A 17,262-nucleotide genomic window follows, 5' to 3' on the forward strand; every position below is an offset into this window, starting at 1 on the left:
GAAGGTAGGTGAAAGTATGAAAGTAAGTACAATTAAGAGTATTATTTTAAATAATACAGAAAAAAATAGACATAATTCTGGAGTTGCAATTTATAAAAATAACTTAGTGAGTGAGAGCTATATAAAAAAAGAAAATGATAATATAAATTTTTATGCTGCAGTTGGGAATGAAATGTTTAATGAAAAAAATAATTCTTTAATAACTATAAGTGAAAAAACTAATAGAATAGTTTCAACTAGCTGTGATTGTAATGATTGGCTAAATAAAAGCATGGAAAGTAATACATTTGTCTGTAAGCATATAGTTGCGGCTATTTATAAGTGTATAGATGATCTTACAAATAAGAAGAATAATATAAAAAGCACTCAAAATAAACTTAATAATAATGAAGTATCGTATGCTAGGGCTAAAGTAGCATATAAGTTTGATTTAGATGAAGATAATAATTTGAGATTTTCTTTTAATATAGGAAACCTAAATAGAAAAAGATATAATGAGATATTTAGTGCATACAAAGAAAATAAACGCCTATATAGATTGAAAGAGTCTATATACTTGGATTTACATAATAAAGATATACAGGAATTATTAGAACTTATTGATACGTTAGGAATTCCAGTTGAAGCAGATGATTTTAAAGTTGAAAATAGCAAACTTTTGTATATGGACAATTATATAAAAGAAAATAATCTTAATTTTATATCGGGAAAAGAATACATAGATAAAATAATGTTTGGATTTAATAAAAAAAGAAATTGCGAGATTCCGCAAAATATTGAAAATATATTAAGAGAATATCAATTAGAAGGGGTTAACTGGTTCAATAGTATCAGTAACTATAACTTTGGAGGGATTTTAGCGGATGAAATGGGTCTTGGAAAGACACTACAAACAATTACATTTATTAATAGTCAAAAAAATTCGAAAAGTATAGTAGTAACGCCTACATCACTTATACATAACTGGAAAAATGAAATTGATAAGTTTGCTCCAAATTTGAAGGTAGGAATAGCATATGGAGATAAAAAATCAAGAGAATTAATAATTGAAAATTATAGAGATTATGATGTCGTTCTAACTACTTATTCTACAATTAGAAATGACTTTGAGAAGTATAAAGACAAAAAATTTGATTATATGTTCATAGATGAAGCTCAAAATATAAAAAATCCAGATGCTATAGTAACTAAATCCATAAAGAGCATTAGTGCTAATGCTAAGTTTGCCTTAACAGGGACTCCGTTAGAAAATAACTTATTAGAACTTTGGTCTATATTTGATTTTATAATGCCTGGGTATTTATATGATAAAAAGGAGTTTCAAAATAAATTTGTAGATGGAGATATTAAGAAATTAAAAAAATTAATAAAACCTTTTATATTAAGAAGAACAAAAAAAGAAGTTATAAAGGAATTACCAGACAAAATAGAAAAGAAATTTATTGTAGAATTAAATAAAGAACAAAAGAAAATATATAATATTTACAATAAAAATGTAATAGAAAAATTAGAAAATACTAAATATGAAAATGATAAAATAACAATATTTTCATATTTAACTAAACTAAGACAACTATGTCTTCATCCTAAGACCTTGCTAAAAGACTATACGGGTAAAAGTTCTAAAATTGATATTTGTATAGAAATTTTAAATGAAGCTATTTCAAATGGTAGAAAGGTGTTATTATTTTCTCAGTTTACAAGTGTTTTAAGATTGATAGAAGAAGAACTTAAAAATAAAAATATAAAATCTATGTATCTAGATGGAAAAACTAATGCTAAAGATCGTATAAATTTAGTTAATGAATTTAATGAAAGTGAAAATATTAATATTTTTTTAATATCTTTAAAAGCTGGAGGAACAGGATTAAATTTAACTAGTGCTGATATGGTTATACATTTTGACCCATGGTGGAATTTAGCTGTAGAAAATCAAGCAAGTGATAGAGCTCATAGGATAGGTCAAAAGAATGTAGTTGAAGTGATAAAATTAATATCAAAAGATACAATAGAGGAAAAGATTGTTTTATTACAAGAAAATAAAAAGGATATGATCGATAATATTATTGACGATAGCTTGTCTAATTCTGCGAGTTTAAAAGGATTAAGCAAAAAAGACTTAATAGAATTATTCAAATAAAAGCGATGTAACAAAAAGTCGAAAAACTACATATTATTGTATAAGTAGATAAAACTACTTACACAATAATATGGGAGATGTTAAAAAAATGGCAAAAAAGAAGGTAGAAGATAATATAAAAAAAGTAACAAAACCGGTAACAGATGTAGGTAAAGAAGTTTTAAATGGAGCTGGAAATATAGGGAAAGAAACTATAAACACAGGATTGAATGTAGGAAAAGATGTTATAAATGGAGTTGGAAACATAGCTAAAGAAACTATAAATACAGGAGTAAATGTAGGTAAAAAAGTTAAAGATAATATTAAAGGAAAATAGACACACTAAAGGGAGTTTTATACTCCCTTTTATTGTGTAAATATTGGAATTAGCAAGAAATTACAAAAAACGACATATATTATGGGGTATAATTGTAAAGGCATTAGGTTATGAAAGGAGCAAAATTTAAATGGGGAAAAAATTAGAATTATTAAAAGAGTCGTTTGAGTTATTGGTTTTATCTGAGCAAATATTAAAAGAGGAGTTTGATTACAAAACAAATATTAAAAACTACTCTATGAATGAAGATGAAGAAATTATAATAGAAGAAGATTTTATAGGGAATCAAATTCAGTATGATATATGTGATAGCTATACTGCATTAATAAAAAAAGTTAAAATTTATGATTGTGAAGAAATACAAGATATTTTTAAAAAATTAAAAAAAATAAGTTTAAAGGCTGAGAGTCTTTATTAAATAACAAAAATAACTAAGGCTATAATGAATGTTATAAAGTCTTAGTTATTTTTGTTATTTAAAATAATGAATAGAGAAGTTATAGTTAAATATGATATAATAATTAGACATGAATAGAAATAATATGATAAAAAATTTATATAAAAATAAAAAATATTGAGGGTATTTGGTATGAGTAAAGTAACTATAAAAGAAGTTGCAAAAGAGGCAGGAGTTGCAACTTCTACCGTGTCTAGAGTTTTGTCTAATAATCCTAAAATCAGTGAAGAAACTAAAGCTAAAGTCAATGAAGCAATAGAAAGGTTAAATTATAAACCTAATGCAATTGCAAGGAGTCTTGCAAATAATAAAACAAAAATATTGGGGGTAGTTTTACCAAGTGAAGCAGATGACTTACTTACAAATCCATTTTTTATAAATGCCATGAAGGGGATGAGTATTTATGCACAAAATAAAAACTATTATATTACATATGTGTTTGCAAAAGATGGTAAAAATGAGTTTGAAAGTATAAAAGAAATTACTAATACGAACTTAATTGAAGGAATTATACTTCTAAGAGTAAATGAAAATGATGAAAGCATTAAGTTTTTAAATACTATAGAATTTCCTTTTGTAGCAATTGGAAGGCCCGAAAAAACAGAAGATGTATTGTGGGTGGATAACGATAATTTTCAAGCTATGTATAATGCAGTAAATAGGCTTATTCAAAAAGGTCATAAAAAAATAGGATTTATAGGAGCTATAAAAACTTTAAATATGTCGAAAGATAGATTAAAAGGATATAAAATGGCTTTGGAAGTGAATGGATTAAATTATGATGAAGAGTTAGTTATACATAAACAACTTTTTAAAGAAAATACAGGATATGCTGGAGCTGAAGAATTGCTAAGTAAACACGAGGTTACAGCTATTGTAACTACAGATGATTTATTAGCATTCGGAGTGTCTCAGTTATTAAATGAAAAAAGATTAGAAAAAATATCATTAGTTGGATTTAACAATATCCAACTTTCAAAATATCAGACACCACCATTAGCATCTGTAGACATAAATGCAGATGAGCTAGGATACTATGCTGCAAAACTGCTTATTGAAAAATTAGAAAATGAAGACATAGTAAATACGCACTACATAGTAAATACAGAGTTTATAGAAAGAGAATCTTTTAAATAAATTATATATAGAATGTTTAAGGTTGTCTTAAACTATTCTATATATAATAACTTTGTGCAAATGGTTGCATTATTGGAATTAACGATTTGTATTAAATTTAGAAAAAAATTAAAAAATCCTTGAAAATATTTTCACAGGATGTTATAATTTGCTTATAATAAAGGTGGGAAATAAAAAAGTTGTATATTTTTTTACCATTCAATGCAATCGATTGCATTGAATGGAGATAATAGTTAAATTAAAAAGGAGATGAGTTTAAAATGAGTAGTAAAACAAAATTAATTTCATTTGACTTTTGGCAAAAGCTAGGTAAAGCTTTATTAGTGGTTATAGCGGTTATGCCAGCAGCAGGGCTTATGGTTTCTATAGGAAAACTTATAGGTATGTCATCTGATGCTCACTTAATAATGACAACGGCAAAAGTTGTGGAAGATATAGGTTGGGGAATAATTGGAAACCTACATATACTATTTGCTGTTGCAATAGGAGGATCTTGGGCAAAAGAAAGAGCAGGAGGAGCTTTTGCTGCTGTAATTGCATTTATATTAATAAATCGTATCACGGGAGTTGTACTTGGTGTAAATGCAGATATGCTTTTAGATCCACAAGCAACAGTAACTTCTTTAACAGGATCTACACTTTTAGTTAAAGATTATTTCACATCTATATTAGGGGCACCAGCACTTAACATGGGAGTGTTTGTTGGTATAATATCAGGGTTTATGGGAGCTGTACTTTATAATAAATTCTATAATTTTGATAAACTTCCTAAGGCTTTAGCATTTTTTAATGGAAAACGTTTCGTTCCGTTTGTTGTTATATTAGGTTCTGTAATAGCTGCAATTATATTATCTATAATTTGGCCATTTGCACAGGGAGCTTTAAATGCTTTTGGTATGTGGATTGCATCATCTAAAGATACTGCTCCAGTTTTAGCGCCATTTGTATATGGAACACTTGAAAGATTATTACTACCATTTGGACTTCATCATATGATAACTGTGCCTATGAACTATACAGAACTTGGAGGTATATATCATATTGCAACAGGAGCCGCTGCAGGAACTACAGTTGCAGGGCAAGATCCACTATGGCTTGCATGGATAACTGATTTAATTAACTTTAAATCTGCAGGAGACATGGCATCGTATAAAGAGTTATTAACAAGTATAACACCAGCTCGTTTTAAAGCAGGGCAGGTTATATTATCAACTGCATCACTTGCAGGTATATCTTTAGCAATGTACAAAAACGTTGATAAAGATAAAGCTAAAAATTACAAACCTATATTTATATCTGCTATGCTAGCATGTTTCTTAACTGGGGTTACAGAACCAATAGAATTTATGTTTATGTTTATATCACCAGTTTTATATATAGTTTATGCAATTCTTACAGGGCTTGCATTTGCACTTGCAGATATAATTCACTTAAGAGTTCATGCATTTGGATTTATAGAATTTTTAACTCGTACTCCAATGCTTGTTAAAGCAGGACTTACAATGGATTTAGTTAATTTCTTTATATCATGTGCTGTATTTTTCTTATTAAACTTTGGAATATTTAATTTCTTAATCAAGAAGTTTAATATTGCAACACCAGGACGTAAAGGAAACTATATAGAAGAAAGTAATGAAGAAGAGAGTAAAAAAACAGATACTAATAACATAGCTCAAGATGTATTATCAAGTAAGATAATAAACTTACTTGGAGGTGCTGATAATATAGAAGATGTAGATGCATGTATGACTAGATTAAGAGTAACTGTAAAAGATGTGAGTTTGGTTGGAAGTGAAAAAGATTGGAAGGCGCTTGGTGCACTAGGACTTATTGTCAAAGATAGAGGAGTTCAAGCAATATACGGACCAAAGGCTGACGTTTTAAAATCTAATATATTAGACATGTTAGGAGTGTAGAACGGTGAATCTTTTAACATTGAATTGCCACTCTTGGCAAGAAGATAATCAAATTGAAAAAATATCTTATATAGCTAAGGTCATAGATGAAAAAGATTATGATGTTATAGCTCTTCAAGAAGTAAGTCAATTAATATGTTCAGATATAGCTTATGATAATGTTAAAGTAAATAACTTTGCATTATTACTTCAAGATGAATTAAAAAAACTTGGAAATGAGAATTATACATTTTATTGGGATGTTGCTCATATAGGTTATGATATATATGAAGAGGGGCTTTGTCTTATGACAAAGCTTCCTGTAGTTAAAAAGGAAAGTTTTAATATATCTAAAAGTGAGGATATTAACTTTTGGAAAACTAGAAAAATAGTTAAGTTAAATGTAGTTTATAACAATTATGAAGTTAGTTTATATTCGTGTCATTTAGGGTGGTGGGGTGATTATGAAGAACCATTCAAAGAACAGTTTGATAAACTTTTTACTAAAATTAAAAATGATAAGTTTGCATTTATAATGGGGGATTTTAATAACAACGCTAATGTAGAAAATGAAGGATATGATTATATTTGTGAAAAATTATTTGATACATATAAACTATCAAAAAACAAAGACTCAGGAATAACTGTAAAAGGAAAAATTGCAGGGTGGGATAAAAATAAAGAAAATTTAAGAATAGACTTAATTCTTACAAATAAAGAAATTAAAGTAGAAAGTTCTAATGTTATTTTTAATGGAATAAATAAAAATGTGGTATCAGACCATTATGGGGTAGAGGTAGTTGTAAATATATAGTTTATAAGGTGGTTTGAAGTCAATAAATTTGCTTCCTTCACACAAAGTACAAAAAACGTACTTTAAGTGTTTCGTCAGCGAATATATTAACTTCAAACCATTATATTAGTAATGAGTGAAGAAGAAAATGGAAAGTTATGGAGGTTGATATATATGAAGAAAACTTGGTGGAAAGAAGCTGTAGCTTATCAAGTTTATCCTAGAAGTTTTAAAGATTCTAATGGAGATGGAATTGGAGATTTAAGAGGTATTATACAAAAGTTAGATTATATAAAAGATTTAGGAATAGATGTAGTATGGGTTTCGCCTTTTTATAAGTCTCCTAATGATGACAATGGGTATGATATTAGTGATTATAGAGATATTATGGATGAATTTGGGAATATGGAAGATTTTGATGAACTATTAAATGAAGTTCATAAAAGAGGAATGAAGTTAATTATAGATCTAGTGATAAATCATACTAGCGATGAACATCCTTGGTTTATGGAATCTAGATCTTCTAAAGATAGCAAAAAGCGAGATTGGTATATATGGAAAGATGGAAAGGATAGTAAAGAACCAAATAACTGGGAAAGTATATTTGGAGGGTCTGCATGGGTTAAAGATGATTTAACAAATCAATATTATTTACACCTTTTTACTAAAAAGCAGCCAGATTTAAATTGGGAAAATAAAGATATGAGATTAGCTATATATGACATGATGAATTGGTGGTTGGAAAAAGGTATAGATGGATTTAGAGTAGATGCAATTAGTCATATAAACAAAGAAAAAGGACTTTTAGATATGCCAAATCCTGATAATTTAAAATATGTTTCATGTTTTGAAAAACATATGAATGTAGAGGGAATACACAATTATTTAAAAGAGATAAAAGCAAATACTTACGGAAATTACGATGTGATGACAGTTGGAGAAGCTAATGGAGTAACTCCTGAAGATGCACATCTTTGGGTATCAGAAAAAGACGGTAAGTTTGATATGGTATTTCAGTTTGAGCATTTAGATTTATGGAATAGTAATATGGATAAGAAGCTTGACTTAGTAGAGTTTAAGAACGTATTGAGCAAATGGCAAACTAATTTACATGGATTAGGATGGAATGCTTTATTCATAGAAAATCATGATATACCTAGGATTGTATCAATGTTAGGAAATGATAAAGAGCATTGGTATGAAAGTGCTACATGTCTAGGACTTATGTATTTTATGCAAGAAGGAACTCCATTTATATATCAAGGGCAAGAAATAGGTATGACAAATGTAGAGTTTAAGGATATTGAAGATTATAATGATGTTAAAACTAAAAATAACTATTATATAGGATTAGATTCAGGTGATAGCCATGAAGAACTTATGAAACGAGCATGGAGATTATCTAGAGATAATGCAAGGACTCCTATGCAGTGGAGTAGCAGCGATTTTGGAGGATTTAGTAAGTCAATACCTTGGATAGGAATAAACCCAAATTATAAAAATATAAATGTTGAGAATCAAATGACAGATAAAAATTCTATATTAAACTTTTATAAAAGTATGATTAGAATAAGAAAAGAACATGAAGCTTTAATATATGGGCAATATAAATTAATATTAGAAAATGATACAAAAATATATGCATATGAAAGAGTTTTAGGTGATAGTAAATTTTTAATAATTACCAATATGTCTAACGAAAATGTTTTATATAATTATAGTGAAATTAAATTAAATTATAAAAACTTAATTTTATCAAATATAGAAGTAAAAGAGCATGATATAATAAGTTCGGTGAATTTAAAACCTTGGGAATGTAGACTATATAAAATATAATAAGGGGTATTTATATGACTGAAAAAGAAAAAATGTTAAAAGGTGATGCATATAGTGCATCTGATCCAGAGCTAGTAAAAGATAGGCAACAGGCTAGGATCTTAACAAGATTATATAATCAAACTATAGAGACTGATGATTATACAAAATCTGAAATTTTGAAAAAATTACTTGGATCTACAGGTGAAAATGTATATATAGAACCAAGTTTTAAATGTGATTATGGTTATAATATACATTTAGGCGAAAATTTTTATGCTAATTTTGATTGTATAATGCTAGATGTGTGTGAAATTAAAATTGGTAAAAATGCCATGTTAGCTCCAAATGTTCAAATATATACGGCATATCATCCAATAGATCCTAAATTAAGAATTTCTGGAATCGAATATGGATCTCCAGTAACAATAGGAGATAATGTGTGGATAGGTGGCGGTTCCATAATAAATCCTGGAGTAAATATAGGTGATAATGTTGTTATAGGATCTGGTAGTGTTGTTACAAAAGATATACCATCTAATTGTGTAGCGGTAGGTAATCCATGCAAGGTAATTAAACATATTTAAATAAAAAATTCGCTTCGCTTGAGCGACTACGTCTGCGAACCACTTTATGTCGCTCAAATTCCATGTCGTCAACGGCCACTCGGCAAGCTCGTGTCCCGTTACTCAAACGACTCTGTCCGTTGCTCAAAATTTCATTAAGCGTAAAAAATGGCTATCTTATGAGATGGCCATTTAATTTTTTAAAACTGAATTAGAAACAGAAATTATAAGGTTAGATGTTATACAGGCTAATTCATAAGGTGTTTCAATCATCCCATCTTCAAGCCACTTAGATATAATTCCAATATGAATAGATGTTGCTGTTTCAATTAAATATTTTATAGGAATACAAAATGCATCTGGAGTTTTTATTATAGATATTTTTTTTATCAATTCTTCAATTAAGCTTTTAAATTTCAATTGAAAATTTAAGTCTCCATTTCCGCCTAGTATAACTTTTACAAAATCAGAGTTTTTACCTATGCACTCATAAACACAGTTTAAAAAAGGAATTATAGTATGTGCATCCTGTATAGGTAAAGATTGTAGATTAAAAGTTTTAAGTGCATTATCTAACACTTCTCTTATTTCGTTTAATATATCATTTTGGATTTGCTCTAATAAATCATATTTATCCATGTAATGGAGGTAAAAAGTAGCTCTATTAATATTAGCTCTGTCAGTAATATCTTTTATAGTAATTTTATCAAATGGTTTTTCTTTCATTAAAACTGTTAGAGATTCTTTAATTACACTTCTAGTTTTTAAAATTCTTCTATCCATAATACAACTCCTTATCTAAATATAATCAACAAAATCATGAAATGTGTTTAATAATAAACATATCAGGACTTTTTAATTATTGTTATATATTATGACTTAATTATAATTATAATATAAGGATTAATCAACACTGTGTTGATTAAAAGGAGGTTAACATGAGTATTGTTAAAGTAAAAAATATTACTAAGGAAATTTCTAAAATTAAAATTCTTGATAATATAAGTTTAGAAATTGAAGAGGGAGAAATATTAGGATTAATAGGACCATCTGGGTCTGGAAAGAGTACATTTATAAAATCTATTATAGGTATGGAAAAAATTAGTCATGGAGAAGTTTTAATTTTAGGGAAGAAAATACCAAATAGAAATATACTACAAGATATTGGATATATGGCCCAATCAGATGCATTATATGAGGATTTAACTGGTAAAGAAAACTTAGAATTTTTTGCTAAAATATTTTCAATAAATAAGTATGAGGTAATCAAAAGAATTGAATATGTATCAGATTTAGTTAATATGCAAAGTGATCTAAATAAAAAGGTCAAATACTATTCAGGAGGAATGAAAAGAAGGTTATCACTAGCTATATCGTTAATACAAGATCCAAAGGTATTAATACTAGATGAACCTACTGTAGGAATTGATCCTAAGCTTAGACTTAGTATTTGGAATGAGCTAAATAAATTAAAATTAAAGGGTAAATCGATAATAATTACAACTCACGTAATGGATGAAGCTCAAAGATGTGATAAGTTAGCATTAATAAGAAAGGGAAAAATTATAGCAAAGGGAACGCCTAATAAATTAAAAGATGAATTTAAAGTAGAAACTATTGAAGATATATTTTTAAAAATAGGAGGTGAAATTTAATGAGGATAAAAGCTATTATAATAAGAATAATAAAACAAACAATTCATGATAAAAGGACGCTAGCACTTATGATGGTTGCGCCCATGATTGTTATGACTTTAGTTTATTTCTTATTTAACTCTAATGAAGAAAATTTATTAAATGTAGGTGTTTACAAAACATCATCAGAGTTTAATGAATCACTTAAAGATGCAGATCTTAATATAAAAGAATACAACAATAAAAGTGATATTAAAGATAAAATAACAAATCAAAATCTAGATGCGTTTATAGTTGAAAATAATAATGTATTAGAAATAACATATGAAAATAGCTCACCAATAAATACAAAAGAAATTGAAGCAAAAGTACAATCAACAATTTTAAAAGATGAATTTTTAAAGATTTCTTCAAAAATTGATAAAAATATTGGTCAAAATAATAAAATGTCAATAAAATCAAGTTATTTATACTTAGATAAAGACTTAACTTATTTTGATACTTTAAGCCCTATTCTTATTGGATTTTTTGTATTTTTCTTTGTATTTCTAGTTTCAGGAATATCATTATTAAAAGAAAGAACAACAGGTACATTAGATAGACTTTTATCTACTCCTATAAAAAGAAGTGAAATTGTATTAGGATACTTAGTTGGATATGGTATATTTGCTGTGGTGCAGACTTTATTAATAGTGTTATTTTCTATTTATATATTAGATATAACGATAGAAGGTAGTATATTGTTGGTAGTTATAGTAAATATACTAATTTCGCTTGTAGCATTATCACTAGGACTCCTTTTATCTACATTTGCTAATTCAGAGTCTCAAATTATGCAGTTTATACCTATAATAATAGTTCCTCAGATATTTTTTACAGGTCTAATACCTATAGAAAGTATGAGTATATGGTTACAAAATATAGCAAAAGTAATGCCATTATACTATGGTGCGAGCGCTTTGAGTGGAATATTTATAAAAGGTTTTGATTTTTACAATATAGCTAATTATTGTATTATTTTAATAATATTTATAATAGTTTTATATGCTTTTAACATACTTGGATTAAAGAGATATAGAAAAATATAGTAATAAAGTATAACTTTCCACATATAAAAACTAATAAAGAAGTTTTTATATGTGGAGGGGTTATGGAAGATTTATTACATAAAATAGATGAAATGAAATTGAACTTAAAATCTAAAGATATTAAATCTATAAAAAAAAGTAAATTAAAGACTATATCCACAAAAGAAATAAATAAAGAAAACAAACAAATTATTACTACTTATAATTATTATGTAAAACTTATTAAAAAGTTAAAAAAATATTTAAAAACAGAAGAAGATATAATATTTGAAGTTAACAATGATAAATTAAATCGAATAGTCTGTTTGATAATAAAATTAAGCAAAAATGATATGGAGATTTTTATGCCTATAGATATAAGATTATTTATAGGTGATTCTAAAGATACGTATATGGATTGTAGTTATTATAATTTAGAAGAAGGCGGAGTTCTTTATATAAAAGAATTTACATCTGGGAAACCAAATCATGGATATGGAAAGATAATATTAGAAAATTTAGATTATATAATAAATAAGATAAATACAAAATTAGACCTATATAATCATTATTTTGAAGACTACAAATTTAATTATATAAAAAAGATAGAAGGTATAGCGATACCTTCTAAAAGTATAATAACACAAGAATCTTTAAATAAACTTTATAGGAAGTATGGATTTGAAGTTGATGAAAAAAATAATATGAGCATGATAAAGATTATTGAAAGTCAAGAAATTGCATACAATCAGAATATGAATTAAGTTTTTGGTTAAATTAAATTATGAAATATACTTATCATCGAGGAGGATTTTACTATGAAAAATAATAAAAATAGACATAAAGATAGACCAAAAACAAATGCAGAAAAAAGAAAAGTTTTATTTGAACATGGGTCTGAAATTGGAATAGTAGATGGTAAAAAAATAGGGGCTAGAAACTCAGGGTCAAGTAAAACTAAAGATGAAAAATTATATGATAAATAGAAAAAAGGAACGTATTAAAAAAGTACAATGCAAATGCATTGTACTTTTTTAATTTAGAGAACTTATAAAATAGGAAAGTTAATATGTTATATTAACATATTTTTTAAAAGTATCATAATATATAAAGGATAGAATAGAAGGGGGAATAGTATGAATATTGATAGCTACTATAGAGATAAAGAAAAAAATAATAAAAAGGTAAAAATAAAATCAGTATATGCAGACGAATTTGTAGTTGTTGGAAGAGACGGTTATTTATATGCAACAGGTGAAAAGGGAAATAAAAAAGGTATATTTATTATTAATATAAATGACAATGGAAAGGCAAAAATAAAGTTAGAAGATGGACCTTATATAAGATTGGATAATAAAAATTTTCTGATTGCAGATACAGATAAAGAAGGAGCAACTAAATTTGATGTGTATAAAACTGATAGTAAAGAGTATGTTTTAAAAGCACCAAATGGATATTATGTAAGGGTTAGAGAAGATGATTATAAATTAGCGGCTAAGGCAGAAGGTACAGGGGAAAAAACAAAATTTAAATTTAAAGAAGTTGACTAGCTCTTTTTAAGGAGGAATTTTGATGAAGTATGCAAATTATAAATTTGGAAATATAGTTGATATAAGTGATATCAAGGGTCAACCATATAAGTTTATAACAATAGCTACAAATCCAAAAGATATATATACATTCACTAAGCTTATTTATAGTGATCAGACATTAATTGTTGATTGTGAATATAATGAAATAAGCATAGATGATTTAGAGATAGGTGATAAAATCGTAGCTTTTCATTCTAATGTAATGACTATGAGTATACCACCACAAACTCAAGTTTATATAATAGAAGTGAAATAATAAATAAAAGCTGTATAACATAAAAGTTATACAGCTTTTATTTATTAAAATGCTTGGTAAAGAAGTTTTATAGCCACAGCTACAGCCATAAATAAAAAAATTGGTTTTATTAGTTGAGATCCTTTATTTATAGCTACTTTAGCGCCTATATATCCACCTAATACCATAGAAATAGCATAAAAAATTGCTACTTTGTAAAGTATTTGACCACTAAACATAAATAATATAAGTGCTGTGAAATTACTTGTGAAATTTAAAATTTTAGTATTTGCAGATGCATGTAAAAAATCAAAACCATAAATTTTTATAAAAGCAAATGTTAGAAAGGTACCTGTGCCAGGTCCAAAAAAACCATCATAAAAACCTAAAGCAAAAGCCATAATAATTCCTTTTTTTATGTTTTCTTTACTAAGGTTTTCGAATTTATCTTCCTTACCTAAATCCTTCTTTAAATATGTATATAGTGCAACTATTAGTATCATAAGAAAAACTAAAATATTTAAAATATTTTCACTTATAGATAAAACACATTTAACACCTAGGAGACATCCTAAAATTGTAAATGGAATTAATTTTTTTAATAACTCGATATTAGATTTACCTGACTTTGAATACTTATATGCACTAGAAAAACAACCAAAAGCGCCTGCAAACTTATTAGTGCCAAGAGCTAAATGAGGGGGAAGACCTGCCATTAATAAAACGGGCATACTTATTAACCCACCACCACCGGCTATTGAATCAACGAAAGCAGCTAAAAAACCACCAAGACAAAGAAATAAAATTGTAAGCATAATTCCTCCAACAGTAAAATTTATTTACAATTATTATAATATAAAAGAAATACAAATGTAATTAGCATGATTAATATTAAATCACAATCATATTAATCAAATAGAGCTCATATATTTTACTAAGGTATAATATATGGTAAAGGGGAGTGATTATGATGGCTAGAGATATAGTTATAGATTTCTTAACAAAACTATCTATAGATATAGAAAATAAAGCAGATGTAGATGTAAGCTATAGCCAGCAAAGAGATTACTTTTCTAGTGGTAAAATATTAGGGCAACCCATATATTATGTATTTAAATATTTTAGGAAAGAAGAACAATTAGGATTATACATAGAGTCAAGAGATGCAGAAGGGGCCCAATTTTTAAAAGATATTTACTATGAAAAAAATGAATTCATATCAAGAAAAGTAGGATATGAACTTGGTATAAGTGAAAGAAAGCAAAATAAAGACTGGGTTAGAATGGGATTTGAAATAGATGTTGACAATTTCAATGAACTTATGGAGTATAGAAAATTATATCTTCATACATTTTTAAAGTTTAAATCAGCAATAGAAAAAATAGTAGAAAAATATGTAGATGCAATATTCAATTTTGCAGGAAATTTTGGATATACAAAAACGGAACTATTAAGGGAAGTTTTTATGGAAGAAGAAGTTTTAGATGATATAATTTTCAATTTAGATTTTAAAAAAAATATAATATTGCAAGGACCTTCAGGTGTTGGAAAAACATTTATAGCAAAGCGAATTTGTTATTTTCATCAAGGTAACAGAGATAATTCAAATATAGAAATGGTTCAGTTTCATGAAAATTATACCTATGAAGAATTTGTAAGAGGATATAAAAAGGGAAAAAGTGGAGAAGATTACATAAAAAATGGAGTATTTTATGATTTTATAAAAAGAGCTCAGTCTTATCCAGAGCATAAGCATTATTTTATAATAGATGAAATAAACCGAGTTGATGTTAATAAAGTATTTGGAGAAATAAATTCTATAATTGAAAATAATAAAAGAGGAAAGGAGAACTCTATAAAACTTATTTATAGCGAGAGCGATGAGAGTTTTTATATTCCAGACAATGTTTATATAATAGGGACACTAAATACTTCTGATAAAAATTTAAAAGATATAGACTACCCACTTAGAAGAAGGTTTGGGTTTATAGATATAGAACCTGTCTTTGAAAATATAGACTTTAGAAACTATCTTGGAGAATGCTTAGGGGTAGAGATGGCAGACCAAGTAGTTTGCAGTATGAGTAAATTGAATAAAATAATAGAGGAAGATGATAACCTAGGTAAGAATTATAAAATTGGTCAAAGTTATTTTATGATATCTAGTAAAATTGATGAATATATAGTGGACAGTTGGTATAGGCAAGTAATAAAAAGAGATATAGAACCTTTAATAAGAAGCTGTATGATAGATAAAGAAAAAAGCTATATAAATGATATAATTAAAAAATTAGTTGATGGTTAAAAAATCCCTTATATGATAAATATCAGGGATTTTTTATTTTATATAGTAAGTTATAATATATTACAGGAATATAAAAAAAGGAGAGTTTGTTATGAGTGGAAGTGAAAGAAGAGAAAAAATCATAGAAATTTTGAAAAATTCATCAAAACCAGTGAGTGGATCTTATTTATCTAAAACTTTAGATGTCAGTAGACAACTTATAGTTTCTGATGTTGCATTAATAAGAGCTACAGGTATAAATATTGTATCAACTCCCAAGGGATATATATTAAATGAAGAAGTATGTGAAAGTAGTTTGATAAAGACAATAGCATGTAAACACTCTAAAGAATTTATTGAAGATGAATTGAATATAATTGTAGATGAAGGAGCAACTGTTTTAAATGTTATAGTAGAGCATAGTGTATATGGGCAGTTGACGGGAAATCTGCATGTATCATCTAGACGAGATATACGAGAATTTATGAAAAAATTAGGCGAAGATACAACTAATCCGTTATCACAATTAACTGATGGAGTTCATCTTCATACTATCAAATGTGAAAATGAGGAAGTTCTAGATAGTGTAATAAAAGCATTAAAAGAAAAAGATTATTTGTTATAGAGTTGACAAAAAAATGATATGACTATACACTTATAATGACAGGTGTAAAGACACCTATAATTACATATGTATAGGGGGATTTTTTATGAATAGCAAAATCAACACAAAGGCTGTAGTTATGTCAGCTCTATTATGTGCTTTAGGAATTATAATACCTATGTTTTCTCCAATTAAGCTAATTTTAGAACCAGCATCATTTACATTAGCTAGTCATGTTGCTATATTTATAGCTATGTTTATTTCACCAAGCACTGCAGTATTTGTTACATTGGGCACAACAATAGGTTTTTTATTAGGAGGATTTCCAATAGTCGTAGTAGCTAGGGCATTTAGTCATTTAGTGTTTGTGAGCTTTGGATCTATGTATCTAAAGAAAAACAAAAACGTTATATCTAGCATAAAATCATCAATGGGGTTTTCATTAATTATGGGGATTTTACATGCAATAGGTGAAGTATTGGTAGTTATTCCATTTTATTTTGGGTCAAGCTTATCTCAGGGATATTACGAACAAGGTTTTTTAACATCTGTTTTATTATTAGTAGGGGTAGGAACTATAATTCATAGTATGTTAGACTTTGGGCTATCAGTTTATATATGGAATGTGATGCCTAAAGAATTAAAAAATATAGATGCAGTTAAAGCATAAAAAAATAACAAGATTGGATTTTTTATCTAATCTTGTTATTTTTTTATATAAAAATTT

The 17,262-nt window shown here is 27.0% G+C and carries 19 protein-coding genes; 17 read left to right on the forward strand and 2 right to left on the reverse strand.

The annotated features are described in order from the left end of the window. The first annotated feature begins 16 nt into the window (after positions 1-16). From KXZ80_RS05675 to KXZ80_RS17880, 8 genes are all read left to right on the forward strand, one after another. Positions 17-2,140, forward strand: coding sequence for a DEAD/DEAH box helicase (locus KXZ80_RS05675; protein WP_021432489.1), 2,124 nt, complete (start codon positions 17-19; stop codon positions 2,138-2,140). Between the two features lie 88 nt (positions 2,141-2,228). Next, positions 2,229-2,456, forward strand: a complete 228-nt coding sequence (locus KXZ80_RS05680; protein ID WP_021429178.1) for a hypothetical protein — start codon at positions 2,229-2,231, stop codon at positions 2,454-2,456. A 130-nt stretch (positions 2,457-2,586) separates the two neighbouring features. Next, on the forward strand, positions 2,587-2,874 hold the full coding sequence (locus KXZ80_RS05685; RefSeq protein ID WP_021432490.1) for a hypothetical protein: 288 nt from the start codon (positions 2,587-2,589) through the stop codon (positions 2,872-2,874). A gap of 171 nt (positions 2,875-3,045) precedes the next feature. Further along, positions 3,046-4,050, forward strand: a complete 1,005-nt coding sequence (locus tag KXZ80_RS05690; RefSeq protein WP_021432491.1) for a LacI family DNA-binding transcriptional regulator — start codon at positions 3,046-3,048, stop codon at positions 4,048-4,050. 260 nt (positions 4,051-4,310) lie between these two features. Further along, positions 4,311-5,966 carry a PTS transporter subunit IIBC gene (locus KXZ80_RS05695; protein WP_021432492.1) on the forward strand — a complete coding sequence of 552 codons (1,656 nt, stop codon included), beginning with the start codon at positions 4,311-4,313 and terminating at the stop codon, positions 5,964-5,966. Between the two features lie 4 nt (positions 5,967-5,970). Continuing rightward, complete coding sequence (locus KXZ80_RS05700; protein WP_021432493.1) at positions 5,971-6,759, forward strand: endonuclease/exonuclease/phosphatase family protein; 789 nt, start codon at positions 5,971-5,973, stop codon at positions 6,757-6,759. A gap of 111 nt (positions 6,760-6,870) precedes the next feature. Beyond that, positions 6,871-8,574, forward strand: a complete 1,704-nt coding sequence (locus tag KXZ80_RS05705) for a glycoside hydrolase family 13 protein (protein WP_332840949.1) — start codon at positions 6,871-6,873, stop codon at positions 8,572-8,574. 14 nt (positions 8,575-8,588) lie between these two features. Then, positions 8,589-9,140 (forward strand): sugar O-acetyltransferase, encoded by a 552-nt coding sequence (locus tag KXZ80_RS17880; RefSeq protein WP_021432495.1) that lies wholly within the window; start codon positions 8,589-8,591, stop codon positions 9,138-9,140. Positions 9,141-9,311: 171 nt separating this feature from the next. On the opposite strand, the gene KXZ80_RS05715 is transcribed toward KXZ80_RS17880, so the two are convergent. Continuing rightward, positions 9,312-9,902: a TetR/AcrR family transcriptional regulator gene (locus KXZ80_RS05715; RefSeq protein ID WP_021432496.1), complete on the reverse strand. Its 591-nt coding sequence runs from the start codon at positions 9,900-9,902 to the stop codon at positions 9,312-9,314. A 155-nt stretch (positions 9,903-10,057) separates the two neighbouring features. Here KXZ80_RS05715 and KXZ80_RS05720 point away from each other — a divergent pair, with 155 nt between their 5' ends. The 6 genes from KXZ80_RS05720 (at position 10,058) to KXZ80_RS05745 (ending at position 13,668) form a co-directional block, all read left to right on the forward strand. Continuing rightward, complete coding sequence (locus KXZ80_RS05720; RefSeq protein WP_021432497.1) at positions 10,058-10,774, forward strand: ABC transporter ATP-binding protein; 717 nt, start codon at positions 10,058-10,060, stop codon at positions 10,772-10,774. After that, positions 10,774-11,841 (forward strand): ABC transporter permease, encoded by a 1,068-nt coding sequence (locus KXZ80_RS05725; RefSeq protein WP_021432498.1) that lies wholly within the window; start codon positions 10,774-10,776, stop codon positions 11,839-11,841. The genes KXZ80_RS05720 and KXZ80_RS05725 overlap by 1 nt, the downstream gene beginning before the upstream one ends. A 62-nt stretch (positions 11,842-11,903) precedes the next feature. After that, entirely contained in the window at positions 11,904-12,584 is a 681-nt protein-coding gene (locus KXZ80_RS05730) for a hypothetical protein (RefSeq protein ID WP_021432499.1), read from the forward strand. Between the two features lie 54 nt (positions 12,585-12,638). After that, entirely contained in the window at positions 12,639-12,806 is a 168-nt protein-coding gene (locus KXZ80_RS05735; protein ID WP_021432500.1) for a hypothetical protein, read from the forward strand. Between the two features lie 150 nt (positions 12,807-12,956). Next, entirely contained in the window at positions 12,957-13,370 is a 414-nt protein-coding gene (locus KXZ80_RS05740) for a fascin domain-containing protein (RefSeq protein ID WP_021432501.1), read from the forward strand. A gap of 22 nt (positions 13,371-13,392) precedes the next feature. Then, entirely contained in the window at positions 13,393-13,668 is a 276-nt protein-coding gene (locus KXZ80_RS05745; protein WP_021432502.1) for a hypothetical protein, read from the forward strand. A 44-nt stretch (positions 13,669-13,712) separates the two neighbouring features. Here the strand turns inward: KXZ80_RS05745 and KXZ80_RS05750 are convergent, their stop codons facing one another. After that, positions 13,713-14,462 carry a sulfite exporter TauE/SafE family protein gene (locus KXZ80_RS05750; RefSeq protein ID WP_021432503.1) on the reverse strand — a complete coding sequence of 250 codons (750 nt, stop codon included), beginning with the start codon at positions 14,460-14,462 and terminating at the stop codon, positions 13,713-13,715. Between the two features lie 152 nt (positions 14,463-14,614). Here KXZ80_RS05750 and KXZ80_RS05755 point away from each other — a divergent pair, with 152 nt between their 5' ends. From KXZ80_RS05755 to KXZ80_RS05765, 3 genes are all read left to right on the forward strand, one after another. Then, on the forward strand, positions 14,615-15,952 hold the full coding sequence (locus KXZ80_RS05755; protein ID WP_021432504.1) for an AAA family ATPase: 1,338 nt from the start codon (positions 14,615-14,617) through the stop codon (positions 15,950-15,952). Positions 15,953-16,043: 91 nt separating this feature from the next. Further along, positions 16,044-16,556 (forward strand): transcription repressor NadR, encoded by a 513-nt coding sequence (locus KXZ80_RS05760; protein ID WP_021432505.1) that lies wholly within the window; start codon positions 16,044-16,046, stop codon positions 16,554-16,556. Between the two features lie 85 nt (positions 16,557-16,641). Continuing rightward, positions 16,642-17,205 (forward strand): hypothetical protein, encoded by a 564-nt coding sequence (locus KXZ80_RS05765; RefSeq protein ID WP_021432506.1) that lies wholly within the window; start codon positions 16,642-16,644, stop codon positions 17,203-17,205. Positions 17,206-17,262 lie beyond the last annotated feature (57 nt).

The sequence above is a fragment of the Paraclostridium bifermentans genome (genome assembly GCF_019916025.1).
Lineage (GTDB): Bacteria > Bacillota > Clostridia > Peptostreptococcales > Peptostreptococcaceae > Paraclostridium > Paraclostridium bifermentans.